We start from the raw sequence: 16514 nt of genomic DNA, 5'->3' as shown, positions 1-16514 counted from the left end.
CAGGCGGACCGCATCCGACCCGACCGCCGACCGACCGAATCCGAAGAGAGCACCACCGTGACGCACCCCTTCCTCGACCTCCCCCCGCTGACCGCCGCGCACTTCGCGGCCATCGAGCGGCGGGTGGCCGCGCTCCTCGCCACCGAGCAGGACGTCGTCATCACCCAGGGCGAGGCCCTGCTCCCCCTGGAGGGCTGCATCCGCGGCGGCGCCCGGCCCGGCTCGACCGCGCTGAACGTGGTGACCGGCCCGTACGGGCAGACCTTCGGCAACTGGCTGCGGGACTGCGGCGCCGAGGTCGTCGACCTCACCGTGCCCTTCCACACGGCGGTGACCGCAGCCCAGGTCTCACAAGCGCTGGCCGGGCACCCGGAGATCGACTTCGTCTCCCTGGTGCACGCGGAGGCGGCGACCGGCAACACCAACCCGGTCGCGGAGGTCGGCGAGGCGGTCCGGGCGCACGGTGCGCTGTTCATGCTGGACGCGGTCGCCTCGGTGGGCGCCGAGCCGCTGCTCCCGGACGCCTGGGGCGTCGACCTGTGCGTGATCGGCGCGCAGAAGGCGATGGGCGGCCCCGCCGGGGTGTCGGCGGTGTCGGTGAGCGCGCGGGCCTGGGAGCGGTTCGCCGCCAACCCGGCCGCCCCGCGCCGTTCCTACCTCTCGCTCCTGGACTGGAAGGAGCGCTGGATCGACGGGGGCCGCAAGGCGCTGCCGCACGCCCCGGCGCAGCTGGAGATGCTGGGCCTGGAGGCATGCCTGGAGCGGATCGAGGCGGACGGCCCGGAGACGGTGATGGCCCGCCACGCCTCCGCCGCCGCGGCGACCCGGGCGGGCGCGGCGGCCCTGGGCGGCGGTCTGGAGCCGTACGTCCACGAGGCGCGGGACGCCGCTCCGGTGGCCACGACGCTGCGCGCCCCGGCGGGGACCGACGCCGCCGCGCTGGTCGCGCGGGCGCTGGCGGCGGACCCCTCGCTGCCGCTCGTCGCGGGCGGCGGGGCGCTCTCCAAGGAGATGATCCGGGTCAATCACTACGGGGCGGATGCGACGCGGGACGTGGTGCTGTCCTCGCTCGCGGCTCTGGGGGCGGCGCTGGCCGACGGGGGCCGGCGGGTCGACTCGGAGGCTGCCCGGCGCGCGGTGACGGAAACCTGGCCGGGCTTTTGATATTCATAATGCGGGGAGCTGCTTTATCGAAAGCAGCTCCCCGCATTCTTCTGCCCGCTTTCCCGCCCCCTAAACCCGGAAGTTTCCACGGGGCTCGAACTTCATGATTCGGACACGTCTCGCGAGAGTTACAACCCTGTGACCGACTCCACACGAGCGGCGTTATGCCCGAAAAATTCAGGACAAAGGATGCGAAATAGTACCCGCATCTCGGGGGAGCTCACGCCCGCCTGATAACACATATCGATGCCTCATCCAACCCTTTGCCTCGATGCAATTTAGAAATTTGCTGGGTAAATTCAATTCGCATGACCGCCGCACCAGCAGATTTTGCCCGTGCCCGAAGCGAATTCCTGAGCATCGACACCCCACGAGTGGAGGACGGAGCCGCGATCTGGCGCATCGCCCGCGACTCCCAGGTCCTGGACCTGAACTCCTCGTACAGCTACCTGCTGTGGTGTCGTGACTTCGCCGCGACGTCCGCCGTGGCCCGCGGCGAGGACGGCGAACCGATCGCCTTCGTGACCGGCTACATCAGGCCCGACCGCCCCGAGACCCTCGTCGTCTGGCAGGTGGCCGTCGACCAGGCGCACCGCGGCAAGGGACTGGCCGCCACCCTGCTGGACGCACTGACCGCTCGCGTCGCCGCCGACCAGGGGCTTTCCTGCGTCGAGACGACGATCACCCCGGACAACACCGCTTCCGACCGGCTGTTCACGTCGTACGCCCAGCGTCATGACGTACCGCTGGAGCAGGAGGTGCTGTTCGACGGCGGGCTGTTCCCCGAGGGGACGCACCTGCCGGAAGTGCTCTACCGGATCGGCCCCTTCGCCGCCTGAGCCCCGAGCCCCTCCGCCGCCGAGCCCCCGAGCCAGCCGATCCCCCGAGCCGCCGAGCCCCCTGAGTCCTCAGCGCCGCACGGCCGCATGGGCCGCACGGCCAGGGTCGCGCGTACCCGACCCGTACGCCCGGTCCTCCACGACTTTTCGCGCCGGTCCACCACCCGGCGCGGTCCCGGCCGTCTCCGTACGGCCGGGAGCACCGACCACACCGTCCGTCACACCCCCTCACGCAGGAGATCCGCTGTGACCATCACCCCGCCCGCACTGAGCGTCTTCGAGACCCTGGAGTCGGAGGTCCGCAGCTACTGCCGCGGCTGGCCCGCCGTCTTCGACCGCGCGCAGGGCGCCCGGCTGACCGACGAGGACGGCCACTCCTACCTGGACTTCTTCGCCGGGGCCGGCTCGCTCAACTACGGCCACAACAACCCCGTGCTGAAACGAGCGCTGATCGACTACATCGAGCGCGACGGCATCACCCACGGCCTGGACATGGCGACCACCGCCAAGCGGGCCTTCCTGGAGACGTTCCAGAACGTCGTCCTGCGCCCGCGCGACCTTCCGTACAAGGTGATGTTCCCCGGCCCGACCGGCACCAACGCCGTCGAGTCGGCGCTCAAGCTGGCCCGCAAGGTCAAGGGCCGCGAGTCCGTCGTCTCGTTCACCAACGCCTTCCACGGCATGTCGCTGGGCTCGCTCGCCGTCACCGGCAACGCCTTCAAGCGGGCCGGCGCGGGCATCCCGCTGGTGCACGGCACGCCGATGCCGTTCGACAACTACTTCGACGGTACGGTCCCCGACTTCCTCTGGTTCGAGCGTCTGCTGGAGGACCAGGGTTCCGGGCTCAACAAGCCCGCCGCCGTGATCGTGGAGACCGTCCAGGGCGAGGGCGGCATCAACGTGGCCCGCGCCGAGTGGCTGCGCGCGCTCCAGGAGCTGTGCCACCGCCAGGACATGCTGCTGATCGTCGACGACATCCAGATGGGCTGCGGCCGCACCGGCGGCTTCTTCTCCTTCGAGGAGGCCGGGATCGTCCCGGACATCGTCACGCTCTCCAAGTCCATCAGCGGCTACGGCCTGCCGATGTCGCTGTGCCTGTTCAAGCCGGAGCTGGACATCTGGGAGCCGGGCGAGCACAACGGCACCTTCCGCGGCAACAACCCGGCCTTCGTCACGGCCGCCGCCGCGCTCCAGGCGTACTGGGCCGACGGCCAGATGGAGAAGCAGACCCTGGCCCGCGGCGAGCAGGTCGAGCAGGCGCTCCTGGCGATCTGCGCCGAGGAGCCGACCGCGCAGTTCCGCGGCCGCGGTCTGGTCTGGGGCATGGAGTTCCAGGACCCGGCGCGTGCCGCCGCGGTCTGCGCCCGCGCCTTCCGGCTGGGCCTGCTGCTGGAGACCTCCGGCCCGCAGAGCGAGGTCGTCAAGCTGCTGCCGCCGCTGACCATCACCCCCGAAGAGCTGGACGAGGGTCTGCGCACGCTGGCCCGCTGCATCCGCGAAACGGCCTGACCCGGCACGTCCGGGGCAGGCGAGAAGGAGAGCCCGGGCCGCGAGGCCCGGGCCGCGCACGAGAGAAAGGCACCGCTCACCGTGATCGTCCGATCGTTCAGTGACATCGAGAACACCGACCGGCATGTGAAGTCCGCGTCCGGCACCTGGGAGAGCAAGCGCATCGTGCTCGCCAAGGAGAAGGTGGGCTTCTCGCTCCACGAGACCGTGCTCTACGCGGGTACGGAGACCTCGATGTGGTACGCGAACCACATCGAGGCGGTCCTGTGCACCGAGGGCGAGGCCGAGCTCACCAACGACGAGACCGGCGAGACCCACTGGATCTCGCCCGGCACGATGTACCTGCTGGACGGGCACGAGCGGCACACCCTGCGGCCCAAGACCGACTTCCGCTGCGTGTGCGTCTTCAACCCGCCCGTGACCGGACGGGAGGACCATGACGAGAACGGTGTCTACCCACTGCTGACCGAGGAGGTTTGAACCATCATGACCACCGAAGTACGCGCCGATCTGTACCCCTCGCGCGGCGCCGCCGAGATGACCACTCCCCGCCAGGACCCGGTCATCTGGTCCGCGCCGGGCGCACCGGGCCCGATCGCCGCCAAGGATCTCCAGGGCTACGAGCAGGACGGCTTCCTCACCGTCGACCAGCTGATCACCCCTGACGAGGTCGCCGGCTACCGCGCCGAGCTGGACCGGCTGGTGTCCGACCCGCTGATCCGCGCCGACGAGCGCTCCATCGTCGAGAAGCAGACGCAGAACGTCCGGTCCGTCTTCGAGGTCCACCGGATCAGCGAGGTCTTCGCCGGTCTGGTCCGCGACGAGCGGGTGGTGGGGCGGGCCCGCCAGATCCTCGGCTCGGACGTGTACGTCCACCAGTCCCGGATCAACGTGAAGCCGGGCTTCGGGGCCTCGGGCTTCTACTGGCACTCGGACTTCGAGACGTGGCACGCCGAGGACGGTCTGCCGAACATGCGGACCGTGTCCGTGTCGATCGCGCTGACCGAGAACTTCGACACCAACGGCGGGCTGATGATCATGCCCGGTTCCCACAAGTCGTTCCTCGGCTGCGCGGGCGAGACGCCGAAGGACAACTACAAGAAGTCGCTCCAGATGCAGGACGCCGGCACCCCGTCCGACGAGGCGCTGACGAAGATGGCCGACCGCCACGGCATCAAGCTCTTCACGGGCAAGGCCGGTTCGGCGACCTGGTTCGACTGCAACGCCATGCACGGTTCGGGCGACAACATCACCCCGTACGCGCGCAGCAACGTCTTCATCGTCTTCAACAGCGTGGAGAACGCGGCGCAGGAGCCCTTCGCGGCTCCGATCCGCCGCCCCGAGTTCATCGGGGCGCGGGACTTCACGCCGGTCGAGTAGCGTATAAGCGCAGGCAGTTCAGGGCCCGGGACGGTACGCCGTCCCGGGCCCCGCCGCGTAACTCGCTGGACCCCGCCGGCGGCCACGAGCGAGGGTGGCGGCCATGACTTCCCACGTACGGCACATCACCGTCGACTGCGCCGACGCCCACGCGCTCGGCAGCTTCTGGTCCCAGGTGCTCGGCGCGCCGCTCTCCGACGAGGACCTCCCCGGCGATCCGGAGGCTCTGCTCGAAACCCCCGGCGCGGCGATCCTCTTCGTGCAGGGGCCCGACGCCAAGACCGTCAAGAACCGGGTCCACCTCGACGTCCAGCCGCAGGACCGCACCCGGGACGAGGAGGTGGAGCGGCTGCTCGCGCTCGGCGCGACGCTGGTGGGCGACCACCGGAAGCCGAACGGGCGGGGGTGGGCGACGCTGGCGGATCCCGAGGGCAACGAGTTCTGCGTGGAGTGCTCCGACGCCGAGCGGGCCGCCCTGACCGCATCCCGGCTGCCGGTGACCGCCGACGACGTGACGGCCGCCGTCCGGCTCGCGGTGGACGCGCTGGCCGGAGCGCCCGCGGACCGCTGGGACACGCCCGCCGGGACGCTGGAGTGGACGTGCTGGGAGACGGTGGAGCACCTGAGCGACGACCTCTTCGCGTACGCCGTCCAGTTGGGCCCGCGTACGCCCCCGCTCGACAGCGACGTGCCCTACCGGTACGCGCCGCAACGGCCGGGCGGGCCGCGCAACGCCGTCTTCGCCGACCGCGACGCCGGGCCCGCCGGGCTGCTGGCGACCCTGGAGGCGAGCGGTGCGCTGCTGGCCTCGATGGCGCGGACGACGCCGCCCGGGGTGCGCTCGTACCACGGGTTCGGGGTCTCCGACCCGGAGGGCTTCGCCGCGATGGGCGTGCTGGAGACCCTGGTGCACACCCATGACCTCGCCGAGGGGCTGGGGCTCGCGTGGGCCCCGCCCGCCGCGCTCTGCGACCGGGTGCTGACCCGGCTCTTCCCCGAGGCCCCGGCGGGCGGCGACCGGTGGGCGGTCCTGCTCTGGGCCACCGGTCGCGCCGCGCTGCCGGACCACCCGCGCCGCGCCTCGTGGCGGTGGGACGGCAGGCCGCCGGGGGACGGTCAGACAGCGTCCAGCGCCGGGTAGTCGGTGTAGCCCCGGGCGTCGCCGCCGAAGAAGGTCGACGGGTCGGGGGCGTTGAAGGGGCCGCCGGCCTTGAGCCGGGCGGGCAGGTCCGGGTTGGCGAGGAAGAGCACGCCGTACGAGATCAGGTCGGCGATGCCGTCGTCGATCACGGTGTGGTGCTCCGGCCCGGTCGGCCCCTCGGAGTGCACGTTGATCAGGACGGCGCCGGTGAACGTCTTGCGCAGCTGGAGGGTCAGCTCGCGGATCGGGACCTGCTCCAGGATGTGCAGGTAGGCGAGGCCGAGCGGCTCGATCTCCTGGACCAGGGCGGTGTACACGGCGTCCGGGGCGGGCTCGTCGATGTCGTTGTACGGGTTCCCGGGCGAGATGCGCAGCCCCGTGCGGGCGGCCCCGATCTCGGCCGCGACCGCCGTGACGACCTCCACGGCGAACCGGATGCGGCCGGTCTCGGAGCCGCCCCACTCGTCGGTGCGCAGGTTGGTGTTGGGCGCGAGGAACTGGTGGATGAGGTAGCCGTTCGCGCCGTGCAGCTCCACGCCGTCGAAGCCGGCCTCGATGGCGTTGCGGGAGGCGGAGACGAAGTCGGCGACGGTCTGCCGGATCTCGGCGTCGGTCAGCTCGTGCGGCTCGACGAACTCCTTGGGTCCCTCGGCCGTGTAGACCTGGCCCGCCGCCTTGACCGGGGAGGGGCCGACCGGGACGAGGCCGTCCGGCAGCAGGACCGGGTGGCCGATGCGGCCCGCGTGCATGATCTGGGCGAAGATCCGGCCGCCCTCGGCGTGCACCGCGTCGGTGACCTTGCGCCAGGAGGCGACCTGCTCGGGGCTGTGCAGCCCGGGCGTGGAGGGATAGCCCTGACCCACGGCCGAGGGCTGGACGCCCTCGGTGATGACGAGGCCGGCCGAGGCGCGCTGGGCGTAGTAGGCCGCCGTGAGCTCGGTGGCCGTACCGCCGTCGCCCGCCCGGCTCCGGGTCATCGGGGCCATCACGATGCGGTTGGCCAGCGGGGTGCCGGACAGGTCGATCGGGTCGAAAGCGGTGGTCATGAGGGCTCCCAATACATTATATGGTCGGCCAAGCATTGGCGTTGAGGGCAACTGTAGCCCATTGCTTGGCCGACCAAGTTAAGCTGGCATGAAACCGTCGGGCATCATCGGAGTCCGACCGGCGCACCACCGAGGAGCCCCCATGAACACCGGCCCCGTCGTCCCCGCGGAAGCCGTCTGTACCGACGCGCTGCCCGGAGCGGCGCTCGGCGGACCCGTGGGCCACGCCGTCACCCGCGTCGCCCGGCTGCACCGGATCGCGGCGGGCAAGCTGCTGAGGGGGCTGGGGCTCTACCCCGGGCAGGAGCTCCTGATGACGCACCTGTGGGACTCGGGGCCGGTGCGCCAGGCGGAGCTGATCAAGGCCCTGGACCTGGACCCGTCCACGGTCACCAAGATGCTCCAGCGCCTCGAACAGACCGGGCACGTGCGCCGCCGCCCCGACCCGGACGACCGGCGGGCCGTGCTGGTCGAGGCGACGGACGAGAGCTGCGCGCTGCACGCGGCGGTGCGGGACGCCTGGGGCAGCCTGGAGGGGCACACGCTCGCGGGCCTGGACAGCGCCGAGCGCACGGAGCTGACGCGGCTGCTGGCGAAGGTGGAGGGGAACCTCTGCCGGGAGACCGAGGGGTGCCCTGAGCGGGGCTGAGGCTTCCCGGGGGAAGCGGGGATGGCGGGGCTAAGGCTTCCCCGGGGGAGGCGGCGCTGAGGGGGCGTTCCGCTCGTCGTCCCGTCCCGTTCCGCGCATCCTGAGCCCTCAACACCTCATACGTCGACGCGCAGCCAGGTGTCGCCCGCGCGGAGCCAGAGGGAGCCGTCGCGGCCTTGGTCGCACCGCAGGACGACTCGACCGGGCGCCCGAAGCCGACAGCGGCTGGTCGCTCCCCAGGCGCGCCATCGAACGCGGCACGTGTGAGCTCCACGAACCGCTTGCCGTGGTCTCGGCGGGTGGGCACCGCCCGGTTGCCGCGGACCGCGAATCCGTCCGGCTGCCGGACGGGGCCGAGGTAGCCGACCACCGCGTCGGTGGACGGAGTGATCCATGTCTGGCAGGCGCCGCCCCTGCCGCTGATGGCTCCGTGCACGTCGGTGACGAGCGCGGGGATGTCGTCGCCGACGCAGAACTCGGCCTCGGGCGGGCCCGATCGGGAGTACACCACAGCGTTGGGCGTCCAGAGGTCTTCGGTCTCGTTCCGGAAGGTGCGGCCGCTCACCAGCAGGAATCGGGAATCCGGGAGCAGGGCCAAGTGGCTGGGCCGCATCCGCATGCTCTCGGCCGGCTCGGACGCGCGGTGGCGATCTCCTCCGGCGGGGAAGGCGGGGGCCGGGGGCGCCGCGTCAGCCCATGACGTCCAGCAGCCGGTCCACGTCCGCCTCGGTGTTGTAGAGGTGGCAGGAGATCCGCAGGTTCCCGGCCGGGGCCGAGACCGCGATCCGGGCCTCGACCAGTTCCGGCTCACGGTGGCCGAACCCCGGTACGGAGACGATCGCGGACTCCCCGGGGACGGTCCTGTGCCCCAGCTCCGCCAGCCCCGAGCGCAGCCGCGCGGCGAGCCCGGTGGCGTGGGCGTGCAGCGCGTCGGTCCCGATCTCCGCGAGCAGCGCCAGGGAGTGTTGGGCCCCGTGGTACGAGAGGAAGGCGGGCGGTTCGTCGAAGTCCCGGGCGGTGGGGTCGAGGCGCTCCAGCGGTCCGTAGTTGCTGTTCCAGGGCGCGCCGGCGGCGACCCAGCCCGCGAAGAGCGGCGGCAGGGTGGCCTGGGCCTCCTCGGTCACGGTGAGGAACGACGTACCCCGGGGGCAGAGCAGGAACTTGAAGCCGCCGGTGACGGTGTAGTCGTACGCCCCCGCCTCCAGCGGCAGCCAGCCCGCCGACTGGGTGGCGTCCAGCAGGGTCCGGGCCCCGTGTGCGGCCGCGGCGGCCCGGACGGCGGCGAGGTCGGCCACCCGGCCGTCCGCCGACTGGACCGAGGAGAAGGCGACGAGCGCGGTCGTGGGCCGTACGGCGTCGGCGAGGTCCGCGAGCGGGACGTACCGCATGCGCAGGTCGCCGCGGAGCGCGAACGGACTGACCACGGAGGCGAACTCCCCCTCGGGGGCCAGCACTTCGGCACCCGCCGGCAACGAGGCGGCGATCAGCCCGACGTGGACGGTGACCGAACTGCCGGTGGCGACCCGGTCCGGGTGGACCCCCACGAGCCGGGCGAACCCGGCCCGGGCCGCCTCCACCGCGTCGAAGCTGCCCGCGCCGATCCTCCGGCCCACGGCGTTCTCGTCGGCGAGGGCCTTGACGGCGGCGATGGTGCGGCGGGGCAGCAACCCCCAGCTGGAGGTGTTGAGGTAGGTGACCTCGGGTGCGAACTCGGCGGCGGCCGCCCGACTGAGCGTGGAGATCGTCATACGACCAGCCTGGAGTCCCCGTGACCTCTCGTCAATTGCGAGGATTCCCGGGGTGCACCCAAGGAATTCTTATGGACGGGGCTGTCACGGGACATGCGGCCGCGCATACGCCTGCGGCCCGGGCTTCGGCCCGGCTTCGACAGCGCGGCTTCGGCCCGGCTGCGGCTGCGGCTGCGGCTGCGGCTGCGGCTGCGGCTGCGGCTGCGGCTGCGGCTGCGGCTGCGGCTGCGGCAGGATCAGCTCTGCGGGATCTCGCAGGCGCCGTCCGCGTCGCAGGCCGCCGCGTCGCCGCCGACAGTGGTCAGCGCGGTGGCCGGGCGGTCCTTCCACGCCTGCTCCAGCGCCTGGACGAAGACCTCCGAGGGCTGGCCGCCGGAGATCCCGTACCGCCGGTCGAGCACGAAGAACGGCACGGCGTTGGCGCCCAGCTCGGACGCCTCGCGCTCGTCCGCCCGGACGTCGTCCGCGTACGCCTCGGGGTCGGCGAGCACCGCACGCGCCTCGTCGGCGTCGAGCCCGGCCTCCACCGCGAGGGCGAGCAGCACGTCGTCGTCGAAGACGGAGCGCTCCTCGGCGAAGTTCGCCCGGTACGCCAGGGTCAGCAGCTCGTCCTGGCGGCCTCGGGCCTTGGCCAGGTGCAGCAGCCGGTGGATGTCGAAGGTGTTGCCGTGGTCACGGCCCTCGGTGCGGTAACCGAGCCCCTCGGCCTGCGCGTTCGCCGCGACGTTGGCCTCCATCATGGCGGCCTCCTCGCGGGTCCGGCCGTACTTGGCGGCCAGCATGTCGACGACCTGTTCCCTCTCGCCCTTGGCCCGCCCGGGGTCGAGCTCGAAGGAGCGGTGCACGACCTCGACCTCGTCCCGGTGGGCGAACTCGGCGAGGCCCTTCTCGAAGCGGGCCTTGCCGATGTAGCACCAGGGACAGGCGATATCGGACCAGATCTCGACGCGCATGACTCTTCTTCTCTCCAGAGGCCGGGGACGGGGCGCGGAGGCTTCCTCCGCAGGTCAGACCTCTGGTCGAACGCGGAATCGGGCCGGGTGATTCCCGCGGCCGGGGGCGGATCCGCAGCCGGGGGCGATCGGGCCCCGGCCGAGGGCCCACAGGGCGAAGGAGCCCCGGGCGGGGGTCACGCGGGGCGTCCGTCCACGCGGCGGGGCAGGTTCAGGGGGTTGGCCTCGCGCAGTTCCGGTGGCAGGAGCGCTTCGGGGGTGCTCTGGTACGTCACCGGGCGCAGCCAGCGCTCGATCGCGGTCGCGCCGACCGAGGTGGAGGGCGAGGTGGCGGCCGGGTAGGGGCCGCCGTGGTGCTGGGCGGGGGCGACGGCGACGCCGGTCGGCCAGCCGTTGACCAGGACGCGGCCGGCGAGCGGGGCGAGGGCCGGGAGGAGGGCCGCCGCCTCGGGGTCGTCGCCCTCCGTCGCGGTCTGGAGGGTGGCGGTGAGGTTGCCGGGGAGGCGCGCGAGGACGGCGGCGGCCTCGGCGGCGGAGCCGTACCGGGCGATCACGGTGACCGGCCCGAAGCACTCCTCCAGGAGCGCGTCGTGCGGGCCGTCGGCGGTCAGGTGGTGCGCCGGTACGGTCAGGAAGCCGGCGGAGACCGTGTGCTCGCTGCCCGCGCCGGGGGTGACGGGGGCCTCGACGTCCGGGAGTCCGGCCCGGCTCCGTACGCCGTCGAGGAAGGCGTCCCGCATGCGGTGGTCCAGCATCACCCCGGAGCCGGTGTCGCTGACCGTCTCGGTGAGGGCCTTGACCACCCGGTCGCCCGCGTCGCCGGACGGAGCGAGGACGAAGCCGGGCTTGGTGCAGAACTGGCCGACGCCCAGGGTCATCGAGACCCCGAGCCCGCCGCCGATCTGCTCGGCCCGCTCGGCGGCGGCGGCCCCGGTGACGACGACCGGGTTGAGCGAGCCGAGTTCGCCGTGGAAGGGGATGGGGGCGGGGCGGGCCGCCGCCGCGTCGAACAGGGCGCGTCCGCCGCGGACCGAGCCGGTGAAGCCGGCCGCGGCCACCAGCGGGTGGCGGATCAGCTCGACGCCCGCGTCGAAGCCGTGGACCAGGGTGACGACGTCCTCGGGCAGCCCGGTGCGGGCGGCGGCCCGGCGGAGCACCGAGGCGCAGAGCTCGGAGGTGGCCGGGTGGCCGGGGTGCGCCTTGACGACGACGGGGCAGCCGGCCGCCAGGGCGCTGGCGGTGTCGCCGCCGGGGACGGAGAAGGCGAGCGGGAAGTTGCTCGCCGCGTAGACGGCGACGACCCCGAGCGGGATCTTGTAGCGGCGCAGGTCGGGCCGGGGCGGGGTGCGGGAGCCGTCCTCGTGGTCGATGCGGATGTCGAGGTGGGCGCCCTCGTCGACGACCTCCGCGAAGGCCCGCAACTGGGCTGCCGTGCGCGCGAGTTCCCCGGTGAGCCGGGCCGGCCCGAGGGCGGTCTCCGCGTCGGCGGCCTCGATGATGTGCGGGCCGGACTCCTCCAGGAGCTCCGCCGCGGCGCGCAGGAACGCGGCGCGCGCCGTGCGGTCGGCGAGGGCGTCGCGCACGGAGTGGGCCGCCCGGACCGCGCGGTCGACCTCGTCGGCGGTGGCCTCCACGGCGACCTGCTCGCGCGGGTTCCCGGTGCGGGGGTCGACGCTCCAGACTGGTGCTGCGCTCACCGTGATTCCCTCCCGGTCCGGGGTCGCCCGCGCGGTCCGGACGGCCTGCTGCTGTGGTCTTGGACGGCTTGCCGTGGCCCTGGACGGCCTGTTGTGCCGCCCTGGACTGCCTGCTGTGTGGTCCCGGACTACCCATGACAAGCGTTCGGTATTCTGAACAGAGTTCCTGATCGTGAATATGATCGGACTCTATTTCCGGGCGTTCCGTGTTGGCAATCGGTGTCGGCAATCCCAGGGCGGCGAGCTTTCCGGGCGCTGGTCCGGGGCCGTTGCGGGGCCGATTCGGAGCCGATTCGGAGCCGATCGCGGCTCGTTCGAGGGCCGTTCGAGGCCCGTTCGGGCGCGGAGCCGAAGGCCGAGGAAGGGGCGTGGGCGATGTCGGTCGCCGATTCGGGCGGGGCGCAGGTCAAGTCCGCGGTAAGGACGGTGGAGTTGCTCGAGTACTTCGCCGGACGCCCCGGACTGCACTCGCTGGCGGCCGTGCAGGAGGCCGTGGGCTACCCCAAGTCCAGCCTCTACATGCTGCTGCGCACCCTGGTCGAGCTCGGCTGGGTGGAGACGGACGCGACGGGCGCCCGGTACGGGATCGGGGTGCGGGCCCTGCTGGTGGGCACCTCCTATCTCGACGGCGACGAGGTCGTGGCCGCCGCCCGGCCCACCCTGGACCGACTCTCCGACGACACCACGGAGACCATCCACCTGGCCCGGCTCGACGGCACGAACGTGGTCTACCTCGCCACCCGGCAGTCCCAGCACTACCTGCGCCCCTTCACCCGGGTCGGCCGCCGGCTCCCCGCCCACTCCACCGCGCTCGGCAAGGCGCTGCTGGCCACCCACACCGACGAGCAGGTCCGCGAGCTGCTCCCCGAGACGCTGCCCGCGGTGACCGAGCACACCATCACCGACCGCGAGAAGCTCATCGGGGAACTGCGCCTGGTCCGCGAGCGGGGGTACGCGGTGGACCGCGAGGAGAACACCCTCGGCCTGCGCTGCTTCGGCGTCGCGCTCCCCTACCGCACGCCCGCGCGCGACGCCGTCAGCTGCTCGGTTCCGGTCGCCCGGCTCACCCCCGGGCACGAACAGACGGTCAAGGACGCCCTGTTCGACGCCCGCGACCGGCTCACCCTCGCCACCCGGAGGCTGTGAGCCCTCCCCGGGGCTCTCCCCCGCGCGGCGGAGGCGGATCGTCTCCGGGCAGGAGGTGCGGACGGCGGCCGCGCGGAAGCGTGGTCGTCATGACCCCGAACCGGACCTCCCTCCCGCACCCACCCCCGTACCGCACCCACCGCACCCACCGCGCGCGGTCCGTGCTGCGGGCGCTCGTGATCGTCTCCTGCGTGCCCTATGTCGGCCTCAAGACCGCCTGGATGGCGGGCAGCCGGCTCGGCATCCCGGACGGCAGCCCGCTGCTGGACGGCGGCGCCACGCTGGTCATCGGCAACGCGGCCACGGTCCTGATGGCCGGCTGCGTCGTCGTCCTCGCCCTGCTCCTCACCCGGCCGTGGGGCCTGCGGACGCCCGCCTGGCTGCCGGCGGCGCCGATGTGGGCGGCGAGCGGTCTGCTGCTGCCGATCATGACGGCCTATCCGCTCCAGATGGCCGTGCGGCTCCTCGGCGGCGACGGCGGGCAGACGTCCGGCCGGGACGGCGGCGGCGGTGACCCGTTCCTCGACCCGTGGGTCTTCGGCGTCGTCTACGGCGGCTTCATCGTCCAGGGCCTCGCGCTGGGCGCTCTCTTCGCGCTGTACGCCAAGGGGCGCTGGGGCCACCTCTGGCAGGGCCCGCTGCGGGAACTCCCCGAGACGCCGGCCTCCCCCGCCCTGCGCGTCACCGCCGTGGCCGCCGCCCTGCTCGCCGCGGCCCCGGGCCTCGCCCATCTCCTCTGGGCCACCGGCTCGACGGCCGGGCTCAACGAGGGCCGCGCGGCGCAGCGCACCAGCGACTTCTACGTTCTCGAAGCCGTCAACGCGCTCTTCGTGGCCGTCGCCGTCACCGGGGTCCTGTTGCTCGCCTTCCGGCGCGGGGGCCGGCTGCCGCTGCGGACGCCGCTCGTCCTGGCCTGGGCCGGTTCGGCGCAAGTGGCCTGCTGGGGCGGCTGGTTGACCCTCGCCGCCCTGATGGGCGCGGGCGGGACCGCGGATCGACCGACGACGCCGATGCTGCTGATCTACGCTGTGCAGATGCTGGTCGGGGGGTTCATCGCGGTGGCGGGCGCGCGTTTCCTCGCGGAACGCGCGGCGGCGAGCCGCGTCGGCGCGCCGGTCGCCGGGGCTCCCGGAGCCGCGCAGACCTCCGGCACCCGCCCATGAGGGTGCTCGTCCCGCTGTTCGGGCGGCGGGCGCGGCTGCGCTGGCTGCATCTGATCGTCGGCGGCGCGCTGCTGATGCCGTACTTCCTGGTCGGCACGATCCTGATCGGCATGGTGGGCGGCGGGGCGGGGCTCTTCTCCTCCGTGCCCGCCCAGCTGGCCGCGTTCGCCTGCGCCCTGCCGATGGTGGCGGTCAGCGGCTTCTTCCCGCTCGTCCGGCCGCTGTCCGTGGCCGCCGCCCGGGCCCTGTGCGGGGTCCCGCCCGCGCTGCTGGCCGAGGGGCCCGCCCGGACCCGGCAGGCCCGGGTGCGGACCACCGCCTGGTTCACGCTGCACCTGGCGCTCGGCGGGATCGTCAGCGGGATGACGCTGGCGCTGCCGCCGTTCGCGGTGGCCGTGATGGGCCTGCCCTTCTCCGCCGGGTTGCGCGACTCCTGGCTTCTCCAGGGCCCCGAGGCGCTGGGGACGCCGTGGGCCCAGGCCCTCGCGCCGTTCGCCGGGCTCGCGATGCTGGGGGCGATGGCGCTGGTGGCGGCGGGGGCCGGGAAGCTGCTGGCCCGGCGGGCCCCGGTGCTGCTGGGGCCGACGCCCGAGGACCGGCTCGCCGCCGCCGAGCGCCGGGCGGCGGACCTGGCCGTACGCAACCGGCTCGCCCGGGAGCTGCACGACTCGGTGGGCCACGCCCTGAGCGCGGTGACCCTCCAGGCGGGGGCGGCCCGGCGGGTCCTGGACCGGGACCCGGAGTTCGTCCGCCGGGCGCTGACCGCGATCGAGGAGACGACGCGGCGGACGGTCGGCGAGCTGGACGCGGTGGTCGGGCTGTTGCGGCGGGACGGGGAGCCGGGGGACGGGGAGGCCGGGGGCGGGGACGCGGCGAACGGTCCCGGGCTCGACGCGCTCGACGGGCTGCTGGAGCGTTGCGGGACGCCGGTGGCGTACGAGCGGGTGGGCGACCCGGGCGGTTCGGGGGCGGTGGATCCGGTGGTCTCGCGGGAGGCGTACCGGATCGTGCAGGAGGGGCTGAGCAACGCCCTGCGGCACGGCGGGGGCTCCCCGGTCCCCGTGCGGCTGCTGGTCGCGGTACGGGAGAGGGAGCTGGAGATCGTGCTGGAGAACCCGCTGGGCGAGCGGCCCGCCGTGGTGCGCCCCGGGGGCGGCCGGGGGCTGCGCGGCGTCGCGGAGCGGGCCGCGCTGCTGGGCGGCCGGAGCGAGGCGGGACCGCACGACGGCGGCTGGCGGCTCACCGCCCGGCTGCCGCTGACGGCCGGGGCACCGCCGACCGCCCGCCGCGAGAACACCGAGGAGGGGTCATGAGCGGGACGCCGGACCGGGGCGCGGTCGCGAGCGGCGCATCCGTCCGGGTCGTGCTCGCGGACGACGAGGAGATGGTGCGTACGGCGCTGCGCGCGATCCTCGACGCCGAGGAGGGCATCGAGGTGGTCGGGGAGGCCGCCACCGGGGCGGAGGCCGTCTCCGTGGTGCGGGCGCTGCGGCCCGACGTGGTGCTGATGGACGTGCGGATGCCGGAGATCGACGGCATCCGGGCCACCGAGCAGATCCTCGCCACCCTGGAGGACCCGCCGCGGATCGTCGTCGTCACGACGTTCGAGAACGACGCGTATGTGTACGACGCCCTGCACGCCGGAGCCGCCGGGTTCCTGCTGAAGCGGTCGGCGGCCGAGGAGCTGGTGCAGGCGGTGCGCCTGGTGGCGTGCGGCGACTCGCTCCTCTACCCGGCGGCCGTGCGCACCCTGGCCGCCGGCCACGCCGGGCGGCGGGCGGCCCCGGCCCCGGCACCCTGGGTGGCGCGGCTGACCGGGCGGGAGGCGGACGTGCTGCGGCTGATGGCGGCGGGGCTGACCAACGCGGAGATCGCGGGGCGGCTCGCGGTGGGCCCGGCGACGGCGAAGACGCATGTGGCGGCGGTCCTCGCGAAGACCGGCGCCCGGGACCGTACGCAGGCGGTCATCGCGGCGTACGAGTCCGGGTTCATCACCCCCGGCTGAGCCCCGGGCCGGCCTTCACACCTCTGCGGGCCACGTGAGAAATCGGTGAGAAGCGGCACAAGCGGGAACGGGCG

At 73.4% G+C, this 16514-nt stretch carries 15 protein-coding genes; 11 read left to right on the top strand and 4 right to left on the bottom strand.

Annotated elements, in window-relative coordinates; translation table 11 throughout:
- Positions 1 to 57 precede the first annotated feature (57 nt).
- The 6 genes from ACLJPL_RS31410 to ACLJPL_RS31385 all read left to right on the top strand — a co-directional run bounded on the left by ACLJPL_RS31410 (position 58) and on the right by ACLJPL_RS31385 (position 6033).
- Positions 58 to 1164, top strand: a complete 1107-nt coding sequence (locus tag ACLJPL_RS31410; RefSeq protein WP_411084351.1) for an aminotransferase class V-fold PLP-dependent enzyme — start codon at positions 58 to 60, stop codon at positions 1162 to 1164.
- 308 nt (positions 1165 to 1472) lie between these two features.
- A complete protein-coding gene (ectA, locus tag ACLJPL_RS31405) occupies positions 1473 to 2003 on the top strand; it encodes a diaminobutyrate acetyltransferase (protein ID WP_411084350.1) in 531 nt (176 codons plus the stop codon).
- 246 nt (positions 2004 to 2249) lie between these two features.
- The gene (gene ectB / locus ACLJPL_RS31400) at positions 2250 to 3512 is read left to right on the top strand and encodes a diaminobutyrate--2-oxoglutarate transaminase (RefSeq protein WP_411084349.1); all 1263 of its coding nucleotides are present in this window, start codon (positions 2250 to 2252) and stop codon (positions 3510 to 3512) included.
- Positions 3513 to 3593: 81 nt separating this feature from the next.
- The gene (locus tag ACLJPL_RS31395) at positions 3594 to 3992 is read left to right on the top strand and encodes an ectoine synthase (protein WP_411084348.1); all 399 of its coding nucleotides are present in this window, start codon (positions 3594 to 3596) and stop codon (positions 3990 to 3992) included.
- A 6-nt stretch (positions 3993 to 3998) separates the two neighbouring features.
- Complete coding sequence (thpD, locus tag ACLJPL_RS31390) at positions 3999 to 4892, top strand: ectoine hydroxylase (protein ID WP_411084347.1); 894 nt, start codon at positions 3999 to 4001, stop codon at positions 4890 to 4892.
- Positions 4893 to 4995: 103 nt separating this feature from the next.
- Positions 4996 to 6033, top strand: a complete 1038-nt coding sequence (locus ACLJPL_RS31385) for a VOC family protein (RefSeq protein WP_411084346.1) — start codon at positions 4996 to 4998, stop codon at positions 6031 to 6033.
- On the opposite strand, the gene ACLJPL_RS31380 is transcribed toward ACLJPL_RS31385, so the two are convergent.
- Entirely contained in the window at positions 6009 to 7079 is a 1071-nt protein-coding gene (locus tag ACLJPL_RS31380; RefSeq protein WP_411084345.1) for an alkene reductase, read from the bottom strand. The genes ACLJPL_RS31385 and ACLJPL_RS31380 overlap by 25 nt on opposite strands.
- A gap of 142 nt (positions 7080 to 7221) precedes the next feature.
- Here ACLJPL_RS31380 and ACLJPL_RS31375 point away from each other — a divergent pair, with 142 nt between their 5' ends.
- Positions 7222 to 7728 (top strand): MarR family winged helix-turn-helix transcriptional regulator, encoded by a 507-nt coding sequence (locus tag ACLJPL_RS31375; protein WP_411084344.1) that lies wholly within the window; start codon positions 7222 to 7224, stop codon positions 7726 to 7728.
- A 689-nt stretch (positions 7729 to 8417) separates the two neighbouring features.
- On the opposite strand, the gene ACLJPL_RS31370 is transcribed toward ACLJPL_RS31375, so the two are convergent.
- From ACLJPL_RS31370 to ACLJPL_RS31360, 3 genes are all read right to left on the bottom strand, one after another.
- Positions 8418 to 9476 carry an aminotransferase class V-fold PLP-dependent enzyme gene (locus ACLJPL_RS31370; RefSeq protein WP_411084343.1) on the bottom strand — a complete coding sequence of 353 codons (1059 nt, stop codon included), beginning with the start codon at positions 9474 to 9476 and terminating at the stop codon, positions 8418 to 8420.
- A 236-nt stretch (positions 9477 to 9712) separates the two neighbouring features.
- Positions 9713 to 10429 (bottom strand): DsbA family oxidoreductase, encoded by a 717-nt coding sequence (locus ACLJPL_RS31365; RefSeq protein ID WP_411084342.1) that lies wholly within the window; start codon positions 10427 to 10429, stop codon positions 9713 to 9715.
- A gap of 176 nt (positions 10430 to 10605) precedes the next feature.
- A complete protein-coding gene (locus ACLJPL_RS31360) occupies positions 10606 to 12126 on the bottom strand; it encodes an aldehyde dehydrogenase (NADP(+)) (RefSeq protein WP_411084341.1) in 1521 nt (506 codons plus the stop codon).
- 375 nt (positions 12127 to 12501) lie between these two features.
- Here ACLJPL_RS31360 and ACLJPL_RS31355 point away from each other — a divergent pair, with 375 nt between their 5' ends.
- From ACLJPL_RS31355 to ACLJPL_RS31340, 4 genes are all read left to right on the top strand, one after another.
- Positions 12502 to 13272, top strand: coding sequence for an IclR family transcriptional regulator (locus ACLJPL_RS31355; RefSeq protein ID WP_411084340.1), 771 nt, complete (start codon positions 12502 to 12504; stop codon positions 13270 to 13272).
- A gap of 89 nt (positions 13273 to 13361) precedes the next feature.
- Positions 13362 to 14435 carry a hypothetical protein gene (locus ACLJPL_RS31350; protein WP_411084339.1) on the top strand — a complete coding sequence of 358 codons (1074 nt, stop codon included), beginning with the start codon at positions 13362 to 13364 and terminating at the stop codon, positions 14433 to 14435.
- Positions 14432 to 15748: a sensor histidine kinase gene (locus tag ACLJPL_RS31345; protein WP_411084338.1), complete on the top strand. Its 1317-nt coding sequence runs from the start codon at positions 14432 to 14434 to the stop codon at positions 15746 to 15748. The genes ACLJPL_RS31350 and ACLJPL_RS31345 overlap by 4 nt, the downstream gene beginning before the upstream one ends.
- Positions 15745 to 16440, top strand: a complete 696-nt coding sequence (locus ACLJPL_RS31340; RefSeq protein ID WP_411084337.1) for a response regulator — start codon at positions 15745 to 15747, stop codon at positions 16438 to 16440. Before ACLJPL_RS31345 ends, ACLJPL_RS31340 begins: the two co-directional genes overlap by 4 nt.
- Positions 16441 to 16514 lie beyond the last annotated feature (74 nt).

Origin of the sequence: Streptomyces sp. cmx-18-6 (assembly GCF_046548915.1) — a bacterium.
Lineage (GTDB): Bacteria > Actinomycetota > Actinomycetes > Streptomycetales > Streptomycetaceae > Streptomyces.
Note: the sequence above shows the minus strand (reverse complement) of the source record. Positions and strands in the feature narration are given on the sequence as shown.

Bases quoted from the DNA above. Each gene is read 5' to 3' on its own strand.
- ACLJPL_RS31350 (WP_411084339.1), top strand. From the start codon at position 13,362: ATGACCCCGAACCGGACCTCCCTCCCGCACCCACCCCCGTACCGCACC.
- ACLJPL_RS31355 (WP_411084340.1), top strand. From the start codon at position 12,502: ATGTCGGTCGCCGATTCGGGCGGGGCGCAGGTCAAGTCCGCGGTAAGG.
- ACLJPL_RS31380 (WP_411084345.1), bottom strand. From the start codon at position 7,079: ATGACCACCGCTTTCGACCCGATCGACCTGTCCGGCACCCCGCTGGCC.
- ectA (WP_411084350.1), top strand. From the start codon at position 1,473: ATGACCGCCGCACCAGCAGATTTTGCCCGTGCCCGAAGCGAATTCCTG.
- ACLJPL_RS31345 (WP_411084338.1), top strand. From the start codon at position 14,432: ATGAGGGTGCTCGTCCCGCTGTTCGGGCGGCGGGCGCGGCTGCGCTGG.
- thpD (WP_411084347.1), top strand. From the start codon at position 3,999: ATGACCACCGAAGTACGCGCCGATCTGTACCCCTCGCGCGGCGCCGCC.
- ACLJPL_RS31365 (WP_411084342.1), bottom strand. From the start codon at position 10,429: ATGCGCGTCGAGATCTGGTCCGATATCGCCTGTCCCTGGTGCTACATC.
- ACLJPL_RS31370 (WP_411084343.1), bottom strand. From the start codon at position 9,476: ATGACGATCTCCACGCTCAGTCGGGCGGCCGCCGCCGAGTTCGCACCC.
- ACLJPL_RS31375 (WP_411084344.1), top strand. From the start codon at position 7,222: ATGAACACCGGCCCCGTCGTCCCCGCGGAAGCCGTCTGTACCGACGCG.
- ACLJPL_RS31385 (WP_411084346.1), top strand. From the start codon at position 4,996: ATGACTTCCCACGTACGGCACATCACCGTCGACTGCGCCGACGCCCAC.
- ACLJPL_RS31340 (WP_411084337.1), top strand. From the start codon at position 15,745: ATGAGCGGGACGCCGGACCGGGGCGCGGTCGCGAGCGGCGCATCCGTC.